17 protein-coding genes, 1 tRNA gene, 1 other RNA gene and 1 pseudogene are annotated in these 16942 nt (G+C 64.3%); 17 read left to right on the top strand and 3 right to left on the bottom strand.

Features of this window, described 5'->3' with window-relative positions:
- Nucleotides 1-40 precede the first annotated feature (40 nt).
- Entirely contained in the window at nucleotides 41-439 is a 399-nt protein-coding gene (locus tag AWT76_RS08585) for a c-type cytochrome (RefSeq protein ID WP_072245982.1), read from the top strand.
- Between the two features lie 53 nt (nucleotides 440-492).
- On the opposite strand, the gene ggt is transcribed toward AWT76_RS08585, so the two are convergent.
- Nucleotides 493-2286: a gamma-glutamyltransferase gene (gene ggt, locus AWT76_RS08580; RefSeq protein WP_072245981.1), complete on the bottom strand. Its 1794-nt coding sequence runs from the start codon at nucleotides 2284-2286 to the stop codon at nucleotides 493-495.
- A 95-nt stretch (nucleotides 2287-2381) separates the two neighbouring features.
- Nucleotides 2382-2480: signal recognition particle sRNA small type (gene ffs, locus AWT76_RS08575), an RNA gene on the bottom strand.
- A gap of 97 nt (nucleotides 2481-2577) precedes the next feature.
- On the opposite strand from ffs, the gene AWT76_RS08570 reads away from it, so the two are divergent.
- Nucleotides 2578-3213: a TetR/AcrR family transcriptional regulator gene (locus AWT76_RS08570; protein WP_072245980.1), complete on the top strand. Its 636-nt coding sequence runs from the start codon at nucleotides 2578-2580 to the stop codon at nucleotides 3211-3213.
- 78 nt (nucleotides 3214-3291) lie between these two features.
- Here AWT76_RS08570 and AWT76_RS08565 read toward each other — a convergent pair.
- Nucleotides 3292-3366, bottom strand: a tRNA-Thr gene (locus tag AWT76_RS08565).
- An 85-nt stretch (nucleotides 3367-3451) separates the two neighbouring features.
- Here AWT76_RS08565 and AWT76_RS08560 point away from each other — a divergent pair.
- The 15 genes and pseudogenes from AWT76_RS08560 to AWT76_RS08490 all read left to right on the top strand — a co-directional run bounded on the left by AWT76_RS08560 (nucleotide 3452) and on the right by AWT76_RS08490 (nucleotide 16910).
- A complete protein-coding gene (locus AWT76_RS08560; protein WP_072245979.1) occupies nucleotides 3452-3634 on the top strand; it encodes a hypothetical protein in 183 nt (60 codons plus the stop codon).
- Between the two features lie 13 nt (nucleotides 3635-3647).
- Nucleotides 3648-4916, top strand: a complete 1269-nt coding sequence (gene murA / locus AWT76_RS08555; RefSeq protein ID WP_072245978.1) for a UDP-N-acetylglucosamine 1-carboxyvinyltransferase — start codon at nucleotides 3648-3650, stop codon at nucleotides 4914-4916.
- The gene (locus tag AWT76_RS08550) at nucleotides 4913-5392 is read left to right on the top strand and encodes a DUF2948 family protein (RefSeq protein WP_072245977.1); all 480 of its coding nucleotides are present in this window, start codon (nucleotides 4913-4915) and stop codon (nucleotides 5390-5392) included. Before murA ends, AWT76_RS08550 begins: the two co-directional genes overlap by 4 nt.
- A gap of 8 nt (nucleotides 5393-5400) precedes the next feature.
- Nucleotides 5401-6702, top strand: coding sequence for a histidinol dehydrogenase (gene hisD, locus AWT76_RS08545; RefSeq protein WP_072245976.1), 1302 nt, complete (start codon nucleotides 5401-5403; stop codon nucleotides 6700-6702).
- A 114-nt stretch (nucleotides 6703-6816) separates the two neighbouring features.
- Nucleotides 6817-7500, top strand: a pseudogene (locus tag AWT76_RS08540) (haloacid dehalogenase type II).
- A gap of 1 nt (nucleotide 7501) precedes the next feature.
- Nucleotides 7502-8320: an alpha/beta fold hydrolase gene (locus AWT76_RS08535; RefSeq protein WP_072245975.1), complete on the top strand. Its 819-nt coding sequence runs from the start codon at nucleotides 7502-7504 to the stop codon at nucleotides 8318-8320.
- A complete protein-coding gene (locus tag AWT76_RS08530) occupies nucleotides 8299-9291 on the top strand; it encodes a threonine ammonia-lyase (protein WP_072245974.1) in 993 nt (330 codons plus the stop codon). The genes AWT76_RS08535 and AWT76_RS08530 overlap by 22 nt, the downstream gene beginning before the upstream one ends.
- Nucleotides 9272-10117: a 3-oxoadipate enol-lactonase gene (gene pcaD / locus AWT76_RS08525; RefSeq protein WP_072245973.1), complete on the top strand. Its 846-nt coding sequence runs from the start codon at nucleotides 9272-9274 to the stop codon at nucleotides 10115-10117. Before AWT76_RS08530 ends, pcaD begins: the two co-directional genes overlap by 20 nt.
- A 60-nt stretch (nucleotides 10118-10177) precedes the next feature.
- Nucleotides 10178-11914 carry a DNA polymerase III subunit gamma/tau gene (locus AWT76_RS08520; RefSeq protein WP_072245972.1) on the top strand — a complete coding sequence of 579 codons (1737 nt, stop codon included), beginning with the start codon at nucleotides 10178-10180 and terminating at the stop codon, nucleotides 11912-11914.
- Entirely contained in the window at nucleotides 11911-12588 is a 678-nt protein-coding gene (locus AWT76_RS08515; protein WP_072245971.1) for a hypothetical protein, read from the top strand. The genes AWT76_RS08520 and AWT76_RS08515 overlap by 4 nt, the downstream gene beginning before the upstream one ends.
- Nucleotides 12589-12590: 2 nt before the next feature.
- Entirely contained in the window at nucleotides 12591-13181 is a 591-nt protein-coding gene (locus AWT76_RS08510) for a hypothetical protein (RefSeq protein WP_072245970.1), read from the top strand.
- 22 nt (nucleotides 13182-13203) lie between these two features.
- The gene (locus tag AWT76_RS08505) at nucleotides 13204-13548 is read left to right on the top strand and encodes a YbaB/EbfC family nucleoid-associated protein (RefSeq protein WP_072245969.1); all 345 of its coding nucleotides are present in this window, start codon (nucleotides 13204-13206) and stop codon (nucleotides 13546-13548) included.
- 6 nt (nucleotides 13549-13554) lie between these two features.
- A complete protein-coding gene (gene recR / locus AWT76_RS08500) occupies nucleotides 13555-14154 on the top strand; it encodes a recombination mediator RecR (RefSeq protein ID WP_072245968.1) in 600 nt (199 codons plus the stop codon).
- Nucleotides 14155-14253: 99 nt separating this feature from the next.
- Complete coding sequence (locus tag AWT76_RS08495; protein ID WP_176699372.1) at nucleotides 14254-16161, top strand: glycosyltransferase; 1908 nt, start codon at nucleotides 14254-14256, stop codon at nucleotides 16159-16161.
- Between the two features lie 104 nt (nucleotides 16162-16265).
- The gene (locus tag AWT76_RS08490) at nucleotides 16266-16910 is read left to right on the top strand and encodes a hypothetical protein (RefSeq protein WP_072247596.1); all 645 of its coding nucleotides are present in this window, start codon (nucleotides 16266-16268) and stop codon (nucleotides 16908-16910) included.
- The last annotated feature ends 32 nt before the right edge of the window (nucleotides 16911-16942 follow it).

Raw genomic sequence — 16942 nt, 5'->3', positions numbered from 1 at the left:
ATTAGGGGCATGATACCCTGTTCGAAAGGGGTCTGAACATATGATGAAACCGTTTTTTCTGGCCGCAGCATGCCTTGGCATTGCTTCTGCCGCCCAAGCCAGCGATCCGCAATGGCCCGATTGCCGCACCTGCCACCAAGTGCAAGCCCCCGACGGCACGGTGGTGGCGCGGGGCGGGCGGGCTGGGCCGAACCTATATGGTGTGGCCGGGCGTGCGCTGGCCGGTGACGCCGATTTCCGCCTGTATTCCGACGGGTTGCTGGCCGCCGCCCAAACCGGCGCGCGCTGGACGCTTGAAAATTTCAACGCTTATCTGGCCGGGCCGGACGAATTTTTGCAACGCTTGACGGGGGATAGCGGCCTTGAAAGCGGCATGCATGTGGCACTGCGCGGCGATGGCGCGGCGCTGTATGAGTGGCTGCAAGAGGTTTCGCAATAACGCAAACGGGCAGGCGCTTGGCCTGCCCGAAGGTTGTGCGCGCAAAGCGGCGGTCACTCGCCCAGCGCGATGCCTTCACGGCGCGGGTCTGCCCCGCCGCGCAAACCCTCGCCGATTGCAATCGCTTGCAGGCCAGAGGTCAGCGCCATCACGCGCGTCTGAAAGCCCATCTCTTGCAGCGGGCCGTCCAGGTCTTCCGCCCAAGTGCCCTGTTCCAGCGCATAGGTGCCAAAGCTGTTGACCAGATGCGGCATCGACACGGCCGCTTGCACATCCATCCCCCAATCCAAATGCGCGATAATCGCCTGCGCGGTAAAGCCGATGATCGTGGCCCCGCCGGGGCTGCCGATGGCCAGAACCGGCGCACCATCTTGCAACACGATTGTGGGCGACATGCTGGAGCGCGGGCGCTTGCCCGGTTCCACCCGGTTGGCAATGGGATAGCCGCCCGCATGGCTGCGGAACGAGAAATCGGTCAATTCATTGTTCAGCAGAAAGCCGCGCGTGAACAGGCGCGAGCCAAACCCGCTTTCGATCGTGGTGGTCATGGACAGCACATTGCCCTCGCCATCGACAATCGAGATATGCGATGTCGCGGGCCGCTCCACGCTGGTATCATCCCCCCAGCGAATAGCATGGTCCCAGCTTGGCTCTCCGGGTGCGACTTCGGGCAAGGCATCATCCCCGCGCAACAAGTCGGCGCGCGCGGCCAGATAGGCCCGGTCGGTCAGCCCTTTGACCGGCACCGGCACGAAATCGCTATCGGCCAGGTAGCGGCCCCGGTCGGCAAAGGCCAACCGCGTGGCATCGCCCATCAGGCGGCGGGTTTCCACCGCCTGCGGGTCCATGGCGGGCAGGTCGAAATTTTCCAACATGCCAAGGATTTGCGACACTGCCACCGCGCCTGACGAGGGCGGCCCCATCCCGCAGACATCGCGGCCCCGATAGGTGTAGCAGACCGCCGGGCGCTCTATCACCCGGTAGCGGGCCAAGTCGGTCAGCGACAGCAGGCCGGGCAGGGCGTCGGTGCGTGTGGCTGCAACAATATCGGCGGCAATGTCGCCGGTATAGAAGGCCTGCGTGCCCTGCGTTGCGATCTGGCGCAGCGTGTCGGCGTAGTCGGCATTCACCAGCGTGTCACCTGCGGCGACCGGCGCGCCATCGGGCAAGAAATAGGCGGCTGTGTCGGGGAAGACCGCCAAGGAATCTGCCGCGCCCGCAACCGAATCCGCCATGCGCGGCGAAACGGTGAAGCCCTCTTCGGCCAGTGCAATCGCATCATCAAACAGTCCGGCCCAGTTGGTGCGGCCCCAGCGGCGATGCGCGTCCTCCATCAGGCGCGGCGTGCCCGGTGTGCCGACCGACCGGCCCGACACAACTGCCGTGCCGAAATCCAGCGGCTCGCCCGCTGCATCCTGAAAATAGCGCGGATCGGCGGCCAAGGGCGCGGTTTCGCGCCCGTCCAGCGTTGTAACTTCGCCTGTCTCTGCGTCATACCAGACAAGAAATGCGCCGCCGCCCAGCCCAGAGGATTGCGGCTCTACCAGCCCCAGCACGGCTTGCACGGCGACCATGGCATCCGCTGCCGTGCCGCCCGCGCGAAGCACCTTTGCACCCGCTTCCACCGCCAAGGGGTTCGCGGCGGCAACCATCCAGTTTTCCGCCGTCACGCTATCGCCCGCGGCCTTGGCTGCCAGCGCGGCTTGGCCCGCATCGGACAGGCCGGAAAAGGCCATGGCAACATCGGTCGCGATTTCCGGCACGATGGTGTCAGAGGCCTGTTGCGCAAAACTGGGGCTTGCCAGCGCAAGCGCCGCCAAAGCCGGGGTCAGGTAATGTCGTGTCATGTCTGTACTCCCTTCCGGGCACGGAACGCGCCCGCAACCTACGGTAGCGCGCGACCGGATGACATGTCACCTGTTAACTAACAGTGTGGGAAAAACGGTGAGAGACTGGACAGCGACCCGAACGGAAAATGCTGCGGCTGCTTCCTTCCGGACCTGACCGGGTTGGCAAGGCGTTCGCCCGCGCCAGCCCCTCACGCCTGCATCTAGTCGCTTCGCGCGGGCTGTGCAACCCCTGCGCCACCCTGTCGAAACGGGTTTCGCACCCGCGCTTTCCCCGATAAAACCCCTTTCATGGCAAAACGCGGCTACCATCATGGAAATCTGAAACAAGCGCTGGTCGAGGCCGCGCTGACCCTGATCGCAGATCGGGGGCCGCAGGGCTTTACCATGGCAGAGGCCGCGAAACTGGCCGATGTTTCGGCCGCCGCACCCTATCGGCACTTCACGGGCCGAGAGGAGTTGATTACCGAACTTGCGCGGCAAGGGTTCATCCTATTCGCCGATTTGCTGGAATTTGCCTATAAGGATGGCCAACCCTCGCCCCTGACCGCGTTCGAGGCTGTGGGCCGGGCCTATCTGGCTTTCGCGCGGGCGCATCCGGGGCATTATGTGGCCATGTTTGAATCGGGCATCTCGCCGCGCGCAACGCCCGATCTTGCCGCAGCGTCGCAGCGCGCCAATGCCGTGCTGTTGCGCGCTGCCGCTGATCTGTCGGCGCGAATCCCCGAAGCGCAGCGCCCCCCCACAGAAATGTTCGCCGCCCATGTCAGCGCCATGAGCCACGGGATCGTGGAACTTTATGCGCGCGGCACACCGGGCGCGCGCGCGCCGTTTTCGCCCGAAGACCTGCTGGAAACGGGAATCGGAATTTACCTGCGCGGACTGGGCCTATTGGCCTGCGATACCGACCGGGATGAGCGTGGCTGACAGCCTTCGCCGTGCCGCAAAGACGCGCCGCAATTGCGATGCGTCACGCGGCGGCGATCTGGTCGGGAAAATCGGAAATGGTGCTGCTGGACAGGATTGAACTGTCGACCTCTCCCTTACCAAGGGAGTGCTCTACCACTGAGCTACAGCAGCAGCATGGCGCGCTGAGTAGTCCGAAACTTTCGGGGGTGCAACCCCTATCTGGACGCATTTTCAAACTTCCGCTAACAGTTGGCGCATGACCTCTTCCAAGCCGCGCACCCCGCCTCAGACAGCCCCGAAAGCCGCCGCTGCACCAGACCCGCGCGCAGCACGGTTGAAAGCCGCGCTGAAAGCGAATATCGCCAAACGCAAGGCGCAGGCGCGTGCGCGCGATGGGCAGACCGGCGCGACGGAAGACGGCGAACAGGCCAAAAAGTAAAAGGGCAGTTTAAATGGATTCGATCGTTATTCGGGGCAATGGCCCTTTGAATGGGCAAATCCCGATTGCGGGTGCAAAGAATGCCTGCCTGACGCTGATGCCGGCGACGCTGCTGACCGACCAGCCGCTGACGCTGACCAACGCGCCGCGCCTGTCGGATATTCGCACCATGACCGACTTGTTGGGATCGCTGGGTGCCGAAGTGGCCAGCCTGCAAGGCGGGCAGGTGTTGGCGCTGTCCAGCCATGACCTGACCAGCCACCGCGCCGATTATGATATCGTGCGCAAGATGCGCGCCTCTATTCTGGTGCTGGGGCCGATGCTGGCGCGCGATGGTCATGCGGTTGTCTCGCTGCCCGGCGGCTGTGCCATTGGCGCGCGGCCGGTGGACCTGCATCTGCGCGCGCTGGAAGCGCTTGGCGCAGAGTTGGACCTGCGCGACGGCTATGTGCATGCCAAAGCGCCGGGCGGTCTGAAGGGCGCGCGGTTCGAATTTCCGGTCGTCTCTGTCGGGGCCACGGAAAACGCGCTGATGGCGGCCAGTTTGGCCCGCGGCACAACGGTTCTGGAGAACGCCGCGCGCGAGCCCGAGATCGTGGACCTTGCGCAATGCCTGCGCCGCATGGGTGCGCAGATCGAAGGCGAGGGCACATCAACCATCACCATCACCGGCGTGAACAGCCTTGGCGGCGCGACCCATGCCGTTGTCACGGACCGAATCGAGCTGGGCACCTATATGCTTGCGCCCGCGATTGCGGGCGGGTCGGTCGAATGCCTTGGCGGGCGGCTGGACCTTGTGCAGTCCTTTGCCCGCAAGCTGGAACAAGCGGGGGTCGAGGTCGTCGAGACCGCACGCGGCCTGACAGTTACACGTCAGGTCGACCGGCTGCGCGCGGTCGATGTGACGACCGAACCTTTCCCCGGTTTCCCGACCGATCTGCAAGCGCAATTCATGGCGGCAATGTGCACCGCCGAAGGTGTTTCGGTGCTGAATGAGACGATTTTTGAAAACCGTTTCATGCACGCCCCGGAACTGATGCGCATGGGCGCGAAAATAGAAGTGCAGGGCGGCATGGCCCGTGTGACGGGCGTGGAAAAACTGCGCGGCGCACCGGTCATGGCGACAGACCTGCGGGCCTCTGTGTCGTTGATTTTGGCGGCATTGGCCGCCGAGGGCGAAACCACGGTCGCACGCGTGTACCATCTGGACCGCGGTTATGAGCGGGTCGAGGAAAAGCTGGGTGCCTGCGGCGCAATGATAGAACGGGTTTACGGAAAATGACCGAAGACGCGCGTTTCGAGGATGGGGCAGACCGCCCGGTGCGGCTGGCCGCGCTTGATGCCGAAGATCTGCGCGTGATTTCGGCGCTGGTGCAGGATTCGGTCCTGACCGGCACCGACATGACCTTCGATGCCCCGCGCCGCCGCTTCGCATTGCTTCTGAACCGCTTTCGCTGGGAAGACCGCGCGCGCGCCGAAAAAGCAGGCGATTTTGAACGCGTGCGCAGCTTGCTGGTGGTGCATGACGTGCTGGCGGTCGTGCGGCAGGGGGTGGACCCGACCGACCGCGACGCGGTGCTGTCGCTTTTGGCTGTGGATTTCGCGCCCGGCCCGGATGGCACCGGCGATATCACGCTGGTTTTCGCAGGCGATGGCGCGGTCAAACTGTCGGTTGAATGTGTCGATGTCGTGCTATCTGACGTGACGCGCCCGTATCGCGCGCCCGCGCGCCGCGCCCCCAAGCACGAAACCGAATAGGACGGACCATGCCTGTTTTCCTGAATGCGTCAGCGCCCGAATTCGAGGCCGCTTTCACCGCGCTGTTGTCGGCCAAGCGCGAAGAGGCGGTCGATGTCGATGACACGGTCGCCGCGATCATTGCCGATGTGCGCGCGCGTGGTGACGCCGCCGTGATCGAGCTGACCGCGAAGTTCGACAAGCTGGAGCTGACGCCGGACAGGCTGGCCTTTTCACCCGCCGAAATCGCCGCCGAAGTGGCCAAGGTGCCCGCCGACGAACGCGCCGCATTGGAACTGGCCGCCGCGCGCATTCGTGCCTATCACGAGCGCCAACGCCCCGCCGATGCCCGCTGGACGGACGACACCGGCGCAGAACTGGGCTGGCGTTGGGGGCCGGTTGCGGCGGCGGGGCTATATGTGCCGGGCGGTCTGGCCAGCTACCCGTCCTCGGTGCTGATGAATGCAATACCCGCGCAGGTCGCGGGCGTGGAACGCTTGGTCATCTGCGCGCCCACGCCGGGCGGGGTGGTCAATCCGCTGGTGCTGCTGGCCGCGCAGATTGCGGGGGTGGACACTGTTTACCGCATTGGCGGGGCGCAGGCCGTGGCGGCCATGGCCTATGGCACCGACACCATCGCGCCAGTGGACAAGATCACCGGGCCGGGCAATGCCTATGTTGCCGCCGCCAAGCGCCGGGTGTTCGGGCGCGTGGGCATAGACATGATCGCGGGCCCGTCCGAGATTTTGGTAATTGCCGACAAAGACAACGACCCAGACTGGATCGCGCTGGACCTGCTCAGCCAAGCCGAGCATGACGAATCGGCGCAATCCATCCTGATTACCACCGATGAGGGCTTTGGCCGCGCTGTGGCAGATGCCGTGGGCAAGCGTTTGAAAACGTTGGAGCGCCGCGCCATTGCCGGGGCAAGCTGGCGCGATTATGGCGCGGTGATCGTGGTGCGTGATCTGGCGCAGGCCGCCGCCCTGTCGGACCGGATTGCACCCGAGCATCTGGAACTTTGCGTGGCCGATCCCGATGCGCTTTTGGCGCAGATCAAGCATGCGGGCGCGGTGTTCTTGGGCCATTGGACGCCAGAGGCCATTGGCGATTACATCGGCGGGCCGAACCACGTTCTGCCCACGGCGCGTTCGGCGCGGTTTTCCAGCGGGTTGTCGGTGCTGGATTTCATGAAACGCACCACGCTTGCGAAAATGACCCCCGAAGCGCTGCGCGCGATTGGCCCTGCCGCCGAACAGCTTGCCACCAGCGAAAGCCTGCAAGCGCATGGGCTAAGCGTGCGGGCGCGGCTGGACTGCCTGAACCGCTAAGCGCTGCGCCGCCCGTGCCGGGTTCCGGGGTATTTTGGGCAAGATGTGGGGCAGGGGCTTTTCTTGGCCTGTCCCGCGTGCAAGGTTTCGGGCAGCGGTTGAAAGAGGCTTTGCATGGTCACGCTGTGTGTATTCGATGCTTATGGCACGTTATTCGATGTCGATTCGGCTGCACGACAGGTGGCATCTGAACCCGGCGGCACGGCGCTGGTCGCGCATTGGCCGGGCCTGTCCGCAGATTGGCGGCGCAAGCAGTTGGAATATACTTGGCTGCGCTCCTTGGCGGGCGCGCATGTGGATTTCTGGCAAGTGACGCAAGACGCGCTCGATTGGGCGTTGGACGCAGCAGGGCTGCAAGACGCGGGCTTGCGCGCGCGGTTGCTGGACCTGTATCGCCGGTTGGCGCCATTCGCGGACGTGCCCGATGTGCTGCGCAACCTGCAAGGGCAAGGCATGCGTCTGGCCATATTGTCGAATTGAAGCCGCGATATGCTGGACGATGCCGTCGCCTCTGCCGGTTTGGGCGGCCTGTTCGACGCGGTGCTGTCGGTGGATGAGGTGGGTATCTTCAAACCCGCGCCTGCCGCCTATGACATGGTGGGCGCGCGGTTCGGCACCGCGCGGGCAGAGGTTCTGTTCGTGTCCTCGAACGGCTGGGATATCTGTTCAGGCGCGGCCTACGGGTTCCGCACGCTCTGGGTGAACCGCGCGGGCGCACCGATGGACCGGCTGCATGGCGCACCGGGCCATGTGGCCCGCGACCTGCGGGCACTTCCCAACCTGATCGGGGGGCTGTGACATGCCGTTTTTCACCGCCGCAGATGGCGCAGAGCTGCATTATACCGACGAAGGCCATGGCCGCGCGCTGATTTGTCTTGCCGGGCTGACGCGCAACGGCAGCGATTTCGACTATCTTGCGCCGCATCTGCCGCCCCTGCGATTGATCCGGCCTGATTACCGGGGGCGCGGGCGCTCGCAATGGACGGGCGCGGCAACCTATACCGTGATGCAGGAAGGCGCCGATGTGCTGGCGCTGCTAGACCATCTGGGGCTGGAACAGGCGGCGATCCTTGGCACCTCGCGCGGGGGGCTGATCGGCATGTATCTGGCCGTTATTGCCAAGGACCGCCTGCGCGGGCTGTTCCTGAACGACATCGGCCCGGTGATAGAGCCGGAAGGGCTGGACCGGATTGACGCCTATATCGGGCGCAACCCCGCCGCGCGCAGCCATGGCGAAGCGGCGATGGCGCTGGCGCGCGCCATGCCGGAATTCGACGTGCCGGCCAGCCGCTGGGCCGAGGAAGCGCGCAAGCATTTCATAAAGACCGATCAAGGATTGCAGATCAATTACGACCCGGCCCTACGCGATGCTTATCTGGCCGCGCGCGCGGGCGGCGCGGGCGATCTGTGGCCGATGTTCGCGGCGTGCGAAGGCTTGCCCTTAGCCGTGATCCGGGGCGCAGACTCGGCTTTGCTAAGTGCGACGACCTTGGCAGAAATGACCCGCCTGCGCCCCGATATGGTGGTCGAAGAGGTTCCGGGGCGCGGGCATGTGCCGTTCTTGGACGAAGCAGAATCGCTGCGCGCGATCAACACATGGCTGGGAATGTGCTTGTGAATATTGACATGATAGATGCTGCCGCCGCGCGGCTTGCTGGCCATGCGCGGCAAACGCCGCTTCTGTCCTCGCCCTTTCTGGATGCGGTTGCGGGGCGGCGCGTGCTGGTCAAGGCGGAATGCCTGCAACATACGGGCAGCTTTAAATATCGCGGGGCGCGGGCGGCTTTATCGGCCCTGCCAGATGGGGTGACGGGGGTTCTGGCCTGCTCTTCGGGCAATCACGCGCAGGGCGTGGCTCTGGCGGCGCGCGAATTGGGGCGCGCTGCGGTCATCCTTATGCCGTTGGATGCGCCACGGGTGAAGCTGGACAACACAGCCGCCCTTGGGGCCGAGGTCGTGACTTATGACCGCGCCACGACCGACCGCGACACTTTGGCGGCGGAACTGGCGACCGCGCGCGGGCTGGACCTGATCTTGCCCTTTGACAACGCCCAGGTGATCGCAGGCCAAGGCACGGTGGGGCTGGAAATTGCCGCGCAGGCCGCTGACATGCTGGCCGATGTGCTGGTGTGCTGCGGCGGCGGCGGGCTGACGGCAGGCATTGCGCTGGCGCTAGAGGCGCGCGCGCCCGGGCTGCGCGTGCGCCCGGTCGAACCCGAAGGCTTTGACGACACCGCGCAATCGCTGGCACAAGGCCGGATCGTGACCAATCCCGCCCGCGCCGGTCTGTGCGACGCTATCCTGACACAAGCGCCCGGCAAGCTGACATTTCCGATCTTGCAGCGCCTCTGCGGCCCCGGTCTGGTCGTGTCGGACGCGCAGGTCTTGGCGGCAATGGCGCTGGCGCAGGACCGGCTGAAACTGGTGTTGGAACCGGGGGGCGCCGTGGCGCTGGCTGCGGCCCTGTTCCTGCCCGACGCCGTGCCGGGTGACACGGTGATCGCGGTTGCCACCGGCGGCAATGTGGATCGCGACGTGTTCATCCGCGCCCTTGGCGCAGGAGCGTTCGATGCCAACCGCGCCGCTTAACGGCGTGGACCTGCATTACCAAGTGACCGGCCCCGAAGATGGGCTGCCATTGGTGCTGTCCAATGCGCTTGGCTGCACGATGGACATTTGGGATCCGCTATTGCCGCATCTGCCCGAAGGTTTGCGCGTTCTGCGCTACGACCGGCGCGGGCACGGGCGCTCGGGCGTGCCGCAACCGCCATATTCCATGGGCCAGCTTGTGCGCGACACCGAGGCGCTGCTGGACCATCTTGCGCTTGGCCCATGCGTGTTTCTGGGCCTTAGCCTTGGTGGTATGGTGGCCCAAGGGCTGGCGATCAAACGGCCCGATCTGTGCCGCGCGCTGATCTTGTCGAACACGGCGGCGCGCATTGCCACCGCCGAAATCTGGCGCGACCGTGCGGCAAGCGCAGGCGCCAAGGGGTTGGGGGCGTTGGCCGATGCCACGATGGCGCGTTGGTTCACGCCCCGGTTCCGCGCCACGCCCGAATTCCAGACTTGGCGCGACATGTTCCTAGCTACGCCCGTGGATGGCTGGGTGGGCTGCGCGCAGGCCATTGCGGGCACCGATTTTTACACCACCACGGCCACGCTGCGCCTGCCATGCTTGGGGATCGCGGGCGACCGCGACGGGTCGACCCCGCCCGATCTGGTGCAAGAGACAGTCGCGCTTATCCCCGGTGCAGAGTTTGCCCTGATCCGCCACGCAGGCCATTTGCCGCAAATCGAGAAGCCCGCAGACTATGCCCAAGCGATCACGAACTTCCTGACGCGCCACAACCTTCATCTTGCCAAAAATGCGCGCTGTTGCGGCGCCCGCCACCATGGGCATGGTCCGGGCGCGTAAAACGTCGTTTCCCTTGCGCGCGTCGCGCGCTAGACTACCGCCAAACCAGACGGAACAGGCATGAGCGAACAGTATCAGGTTCTGGCGCGCAAATACCGCCCCGAGAGTTTTGCCGATCTGATCGGGCAAGACGCCATGGTGCGCACCCTGCGCAACGCCTTTGCCGCCGACCGGATTCACCATGCCTTTATCATGACGGGCATTCGCGGCACCGGCAAAACCACCACCGCGCGGATCATTGCCAAGGGGCTGAACTGTATCGGGCTGGACGGACAAGGCGGGCCAACCACGGAACCTTGCGGGCAGTGCGAGCATTGCCGCGCCATCATCGAAGGCCGCCATGTCGATGTGATGGAAATGGACGCCGCCTCGCGCACCGGTGTGGGCGATATCCGTGAAATTATCGATTCTGTCGCCTATCGCGCGGCGTCGGCCCGTTACAAGATCTATATCATCGACGAAGTGCACATGCTGTCGAACAACGCGTTCAACGCGCTGTTGAAAACGCTGGAAGAACCGCCCGCGCATGTGAAATTCATTTTTGCCACGACCGAGATTCGCAAAGTGCCGGTCACGGTGCTGTCGCGCTGCCAGCGGTTTGATCTGCGCCGGATTGAACCCGAAGTGATGATCGCGCATCTGGACCGCGTGGCCCGCGCCGAAGGCGGGCAGGTGGCCGCGGACGCGTTGGCGCTGATTACCCGCGCCGCCGAAGGGTCGGTGCGCGATGCCATGTCGCTTCTGGACCAAGCCATCAGCCATGGCGCGGGCGAAACCACCGCGGACCAGGTGCGCGCCATGCTGGGGCTGGCCGACCGCGCGCGCGTGCTGGATCTGTTCGACCATATCATGCGCGGCGATGCGGCATCCGCCTTGTCTGAACTGGCCGCGCAATACGCCGATGGGGCCGACCCGATGGCGGTGCTGCGCGATTTGGCAGAGATTACCCATTGGCTGAGCGTGACGCAGATCACCCCCGATGCGGGTGACGATCCGACCATCAGCCCCGAAGAACGCGACCGGGGGGCGGCCATGGCCGCCGCGCTGCCCATGCGGGTGCTGACTCGGACTTGGCAGATGCTGCTGAAAGCGTTGGAGGAGGTGGCGAGCGCGCCCAACGCCATGATGGCGGCGGAAATGGCAATCATCCGCCTGACTCATATGGCCGACCTGCCCAGCCCGGAAGAGATTTTGCGCAAATGGCACGACCAGACGCCGCCCACAGGTGGGGCGGGTGCGCCCGCGCCGCGCGGCGCGCCGATGGGGGGCAGCGCCCCGCGCGCTGTGTCGCGGGGCGCGGCCCATGGCCCGCAAGCGGCCCTTGCCGGGGTGGCCCCTGCGCTGTCCGACTACCCCGATTTCGACAGCGTCGTGGCCCTGATCCGCGCGCGGCGCGACATGACCTTGCTGGTCGAGGTGGAAACCAATCTGCGCCTTGTGCGCTACAGCCCCGGCCGGATCGAATTTCAGCCAACCGAAAGCGCGCCGGTTGATCTGGCCCAACGCCTTGGCGCGCGGTTGCAAGGCTGGACCGGCGCACGCTGGGCGGTGTCGGTGACCAATACGGGCGGCGGAGCGACGATTGCCGAGAGACAGGCGGAGCAACATAGCGTTAATGCAGCAGAAGCTTTGCAAAACAGCATTGTATTGGCCGTTCTTGAAGCGTTCCCCAAGGCGAAGATCGCTGAGATTCGCTCTCTGACGTCGCCAGAGGACGAGGCCGCTTCCGCAGCACTTCCCGAGGTGGAAGACGAGTTCGACCCCGACTGGGACCCGTTCGAGGAGGATGACGGGTGACACGCGACAAGTTTTGGAAGGTATTTTTGGCGGTGGGAGCCCTTGTGCTTGGCGGGATTATCTCCGAGACGACCGCGTTCACATTTGGCACTATCTTCTTCAAGAAAGAACCACAGGTCATCGTTATCCAACCCGGCCCGGCCTCGGCGCCCGCAGCGGACGCGGTCCCGCCCTCTGAACAATCTGCGCCCCAGGCGCCAGATCCCGCGCCGCAGAATGCCAGCGCGGCGGCGGACCCAGACCAGCCCGAAGCAGAAAACCAGCCGCCTGCGCCCGGCCCGGATGCGTCCGAGCAGTCTCCGCAGCCCGTATCCGCCACCTCTGTCGCCCCACTGCCGCCGCAGTTGCGCCCCAAGGGCGAAGACGACACCACCACGCCAGACACCTCGGCGACCCCCGAACCCAGTGCCAGCCCGCCGCCCTTGCCGACAGAGCCGTTCCGACTGGACGCGCAACTTCAGCATTACATTTGTGCGGGTGCGGTGCCGTTCCGGTTTACGGTCGACAAGCTTGGGTCACGGGCGGATGATTTCATTCGCGTGGCGGATGCCTCTGGCGGGTCGACACGCGTGGCGGTCGGTGCCATTATCGAATTGTCCGAAAGCTGCCGGGTGAAACTTGAGGCGACCGGCCGCACACTGACTTTTTTCGCCCAATTCAGATACATGGAGTAACCATGCTAAAATTTGTTTTGCCCGCCGCCCTTGCCATTGCCGCGGCGCAAGCCGCCTCCGCTTGTGAAGATCGCGTGACCATCGACCCCATGCAGGCACGGGAGTTGCTGAGCACCATTGCCAATGGCGGGGCTGACCCTCTGGACCAGTTTTTCGCCTTCGACACGCTGATGTGCGCCGATCAGACCGGCATCCGCGATCTGGCTTTGCGCACGGGGGCCGCGTCGTCGAATGCCACCATCAAGGGTCAGGTGCTGCTGCGCAGCCTGTTCGAGATGGAAACCATCGCCGTGCAACTGTTGCCGGCCGAAGGGTTGAGCACCGAGCATTACAAGGCCATTGAGAAAACACCCCAGCTCAATTTCGCAGTGCGCTACCGTGATCTGGCCGCGGGGTGCCTGTCCTTGGGCCATGACCGTCGCTGCGACGTCAGTTCCAACCTGTCGGTGACCGGCACAAAGGCCATTCTGCACATTGACCACAACAACGATATCATCGGGTCTTTCAGCGTTGTTGACGGTAGCCTGATGGGTAGTGTCAGGGTCGATGCCCTGAATGGACTTGTCTTTCCGGCCCAGATAGATCTGTTCTGACACATGAAGAAAGGACGCTTACATGTTCAAAGGTTTGGGTGGCATGGGCGACATGGCCAAAATGATGAAGGCCGCGCAGGAGATGCAGGGCAAGATGGCGCAGCTTCAGGAAGACCTGAAGGGGATCACGGTCACGGGCGAATCCGGGGCCGGGCTGGTCAAGGCCACGGCCACCGCCAAGGGTGAATTGACGGCGCTCGACATTGACCCGTCGATCTTCAACTCGGATGACAAGGAAGTGGTGGAAGACCTTATCCTTGCCGCGATAAAAGACGCCCAAGCCAAGGCGGAAGCGCGCTCTCGCGAGGAGATGGGCAAGATCGCGGAGAGCATGGGGCTGCCGCGCGACATGAACCTGCCGATGTAAGCGCGCATGGCCGATGCACGGGATGAAATTGACGCGTTGATCGGTCAGTTCGCGCGGTTGCCGGGCCTTGGGCCTCGGTCGGCGCAGCGCATGGTATTGCACTTGTTGCAGCGCCGCGACCAGGCGCTTCGGCCTTTGGTTATTGCGCTGGACCGCGTGGCGCAGACCGCGCAGCCCTGCACCCGTTGCGGCAATATCGCAACCGCGCCCATTTGCGATATCTGCGCCGACCCGAAACGCGCAACCGGCGAGATTTGCGTGGTCGAGGATGTCGCTGATCTGTGGGCGATGGAACGCGGACAGGCATTCGCAGGGCGCTACCATGTGCTTGGGGGCACGCTGTCCGCGCTCGACGCGGTGGGTCCGGACGAGTTGCGCATTCCGCAGCTTGTGGCGCGGATCGCCACAGAAAGCGTGACCGAGGTGATCCTTGCCTTGGGGGCCACGGTCGATGGTCAAACCACGGCGCATTACATCGCTGAAGCGGTCGAGCAGACCGGCGTTACGCTGAGTGCGCTGGCCCAAGGCGTGCCGGTGGGGGGCGAGCTGGACTTTCTGGATGATGGCACGATTGGCGCCGCGTTGCGGTCGCGGCGGGCATTCTAGCGGTGAGAAAATCCGCCGCCCCATTTTGTTAAACCTTCCTTAACCAATATCATGCTTCGATCGCCTTGGGCTGGAATGGCCCGGGCGAGGGGCTTTGCCATGGCGAATGCGGCGGTTCAACATCTGGTAGCAGCGCCGCCGCCGCGCCAAACGCAACTGCGGGTGCTGTCGGGCGACGGCCCGCCGCGCAAGCCCTTGGGCGAGATCCTGCGCGAGATGGGCGCGCTCAGCGCCGCGCAGTTGATGCGGGCCATTCGCCAGCAAGATGGGCGTGCGGCGCTGTTAGGCGAAATCCTTCTGGCGCGCGGCTGGATCACGCAAGACCACCTGATGCAGGCGCTGTCCCTCCAGTTCGGAACGCGCTTTCTGACCGCAGCCGACCCGCCCCCCGACCCGCGCTTGCTGGATCGGCTGGGCGTGGTGCGGGCGCTGACGCTGAAATGCCTGCCGTGGCATGCGGCGGGGGGTATGACCGTGGTCGCCAGCGCGCGCCCGGCAGAGTTCGAGCGCCACCGCCCAGAGCTGGAAGCCGTGTTCGGCCCTGTCGTGATGATGCTGACCTCGGAAGCGCATCTGCACGCGCGTATCCTTAGCCTGCGTCGCAACCGGCTGCGGCTATGGGCGGAAACCTGCGTTGCCGAAAAGGAAAGCTGCCGCATGTTGCAAAACCGCTGGTTCAGCCGCGTGCTGGCGGCGTTGCTGGCGGGGCTGACGCTTTTGGCGGTGCTTTGGCCGTTGGGGGTGCTGATGGCGCTGACCGCGGTGGCGGTTTTCGCGCTGGTCCTATCGACCCTGCTAAAGCTGGCGGCGGCATTTGCCGCGCTGCGCTGCGGGCCTGTGGACACGCCGTTGGTGCATGACACGCGGCAGGATCCCATCGTGTCGGTCATGGTGCCGCTATACCGCGAACCCGAAGTGGTGCCGCGCTTGGTCAACCGGCTGGCGCGGCTGACATGGCCGCGCGAATTGACCGATATCCTGCTGGTGGTCGAGGAAAACGACCATCTGACCCGCGACGCACTGGCCAAGCAGCGCCTGCCCAATTGGATGCGCGTCATTCTGGTGCCCGATGCCAAGCTGAAAACCAAACCGCGCGCATTGAATTACGCCATGGCCTTCGCGCGCGGCGATATTATTGGGGTTTATGATGCAGAGGACGCGCCCGAACCCGACCAGATACATCGCGTTGTCGCGGCCTTCGCTTTGGGGCCGAAAAATCTGGCCTGCGTGCAGGGTGTGCTTGATTTCTACAATCCGGCGGTGAACTGGCTGTCGCGCTGTTTTACCATTGAATATGCGACATGGTTCCGGGTTATCCTGCCGGGAATGCAGCGGCTGGGGCTGGCGGTGCCGCTTGGCGGCACGACGCTGTTCTTTCGCCGCGATGTGCTGACCTCGCTGGGCGGATGGGATGCCCATAACGTGACCGAAGATGCCGATCTGGGCATCCGTCTGGCCCGGCATGGCTATGTCACGCATTTGTTGCCCACGGTCACTTTCGAGGAAGCGAACTGCCACGTTCTGCCTTGGATCAAGCAACGTTCGCGCTGGCTGAAGGGCTATGCCATTACATGGCTGGTGCATATGCGCCAGCCCGCGCTGCTCTGGTCGCAACTGGGCGCGTGGCGGTTTTTCGGCGTGCAGGTTCTGTTCTTGGGCACGCTGGTGCAGTTTCTGCTGGCCCCCTTGCTGTGGAGCTTTTGGCTGATGCTGTTGGGCTTGGGCCATCCGTTGCAAGATACTTTGCCGGGGCAGGCCTTTAGCGTGCTGGCCGCAGTATTCTTGCTGGCAGAGGCCACGACGCTGGCACTGGGCGCGATTGCACTGCGCGCGCGCCACCATGCCGGGCTATGGCGATGGTTGCCGGCGCTACACCTCTATTTTCCGCTGGCCGTTCTCGCCGTCTACAAAGCGCTGTGGGAGCTGATCTCTGCCCCGTTCTACTGGGACAAGACCGCGCATGGCAAATATGCCGGGGCGCGGGAAGCGCAAGTTATACAGGCATAAGCTGCATTTCTATTCGCTTGCCCATCTTTGGATTGTGGACCGGGACGATATTCGATGCTAGACTACAACCTTAACGGGCATACACCACGGTAGGAGTGCGCGGCGTGCTGGTATTCATGAAGCAACGCCTTGTAATGTTCTCGACCCCCAAATGCGGCAGCACCGCTTTGGAAAAAGCGCTGGCGCCGATGTCCGACCTTGTGTTGCAGGGCGACCCGCGCATCAAGCATTGCACGTTTCACCGCTACAAATGGCGTTTGGAGAAGTTTCTTCAAATCTTCGATCAGACCCCGATGAGCACCACCGCGCTGATCCGGCATCCGCAAGATTGGCTGGGCAGTTGGTATCGCTACCGGCACGGGGCGTGGCTGGATGGCACGCCGCAAAGCACCAAGGGGCTTAGCTTCGATCAATTCGTCGAGGGCTATCTGGCCGAAGAGCAGCCCACCTTCGCCGCTGTCGGTTCGCAAGCGCGGTTTCTGACCCATCCCAAAACTGGCGAAACAGTCGATCACCTGTTTCGGTATGATGCCTTTGACGAATTTCGCGCCTTTCTGGAGCATCGGCTTGGCCAAGGTCTTGCGCTGGACCGGCTGAACGCGTCGCCCCAGATGCGCCTGTCGCTCGCCCCCCATTTGGCCCGCCGTCTGGACACCACCTGCGCGGCGGATTTTGCCCTTTATGAACGCGCCTGCGCAGCCAAACCGCAGGGCCGGATCCGCAGCCTGATACGCGCCCTTGCAAGCTGACGGGGTTCGGGTGCAGTCTGGCCCCTGACGCA

Origin of the sequence: Roseibaca calidilacus (assembly GCF_001517585.1) — a bacterium.
GTDB lineage: Bacteria > Pseudomonadota > Alphaproteobacteria > Rhodobacterales > Rhodobacteraceae > Roseinatronobacter > Roseinatronobacter calidilacus.
The sequence above is the reverse complement of the archived record's forward strand: the minus strand, read 5'-3'. Positions and strand labels throughout refer to the sequence as shown.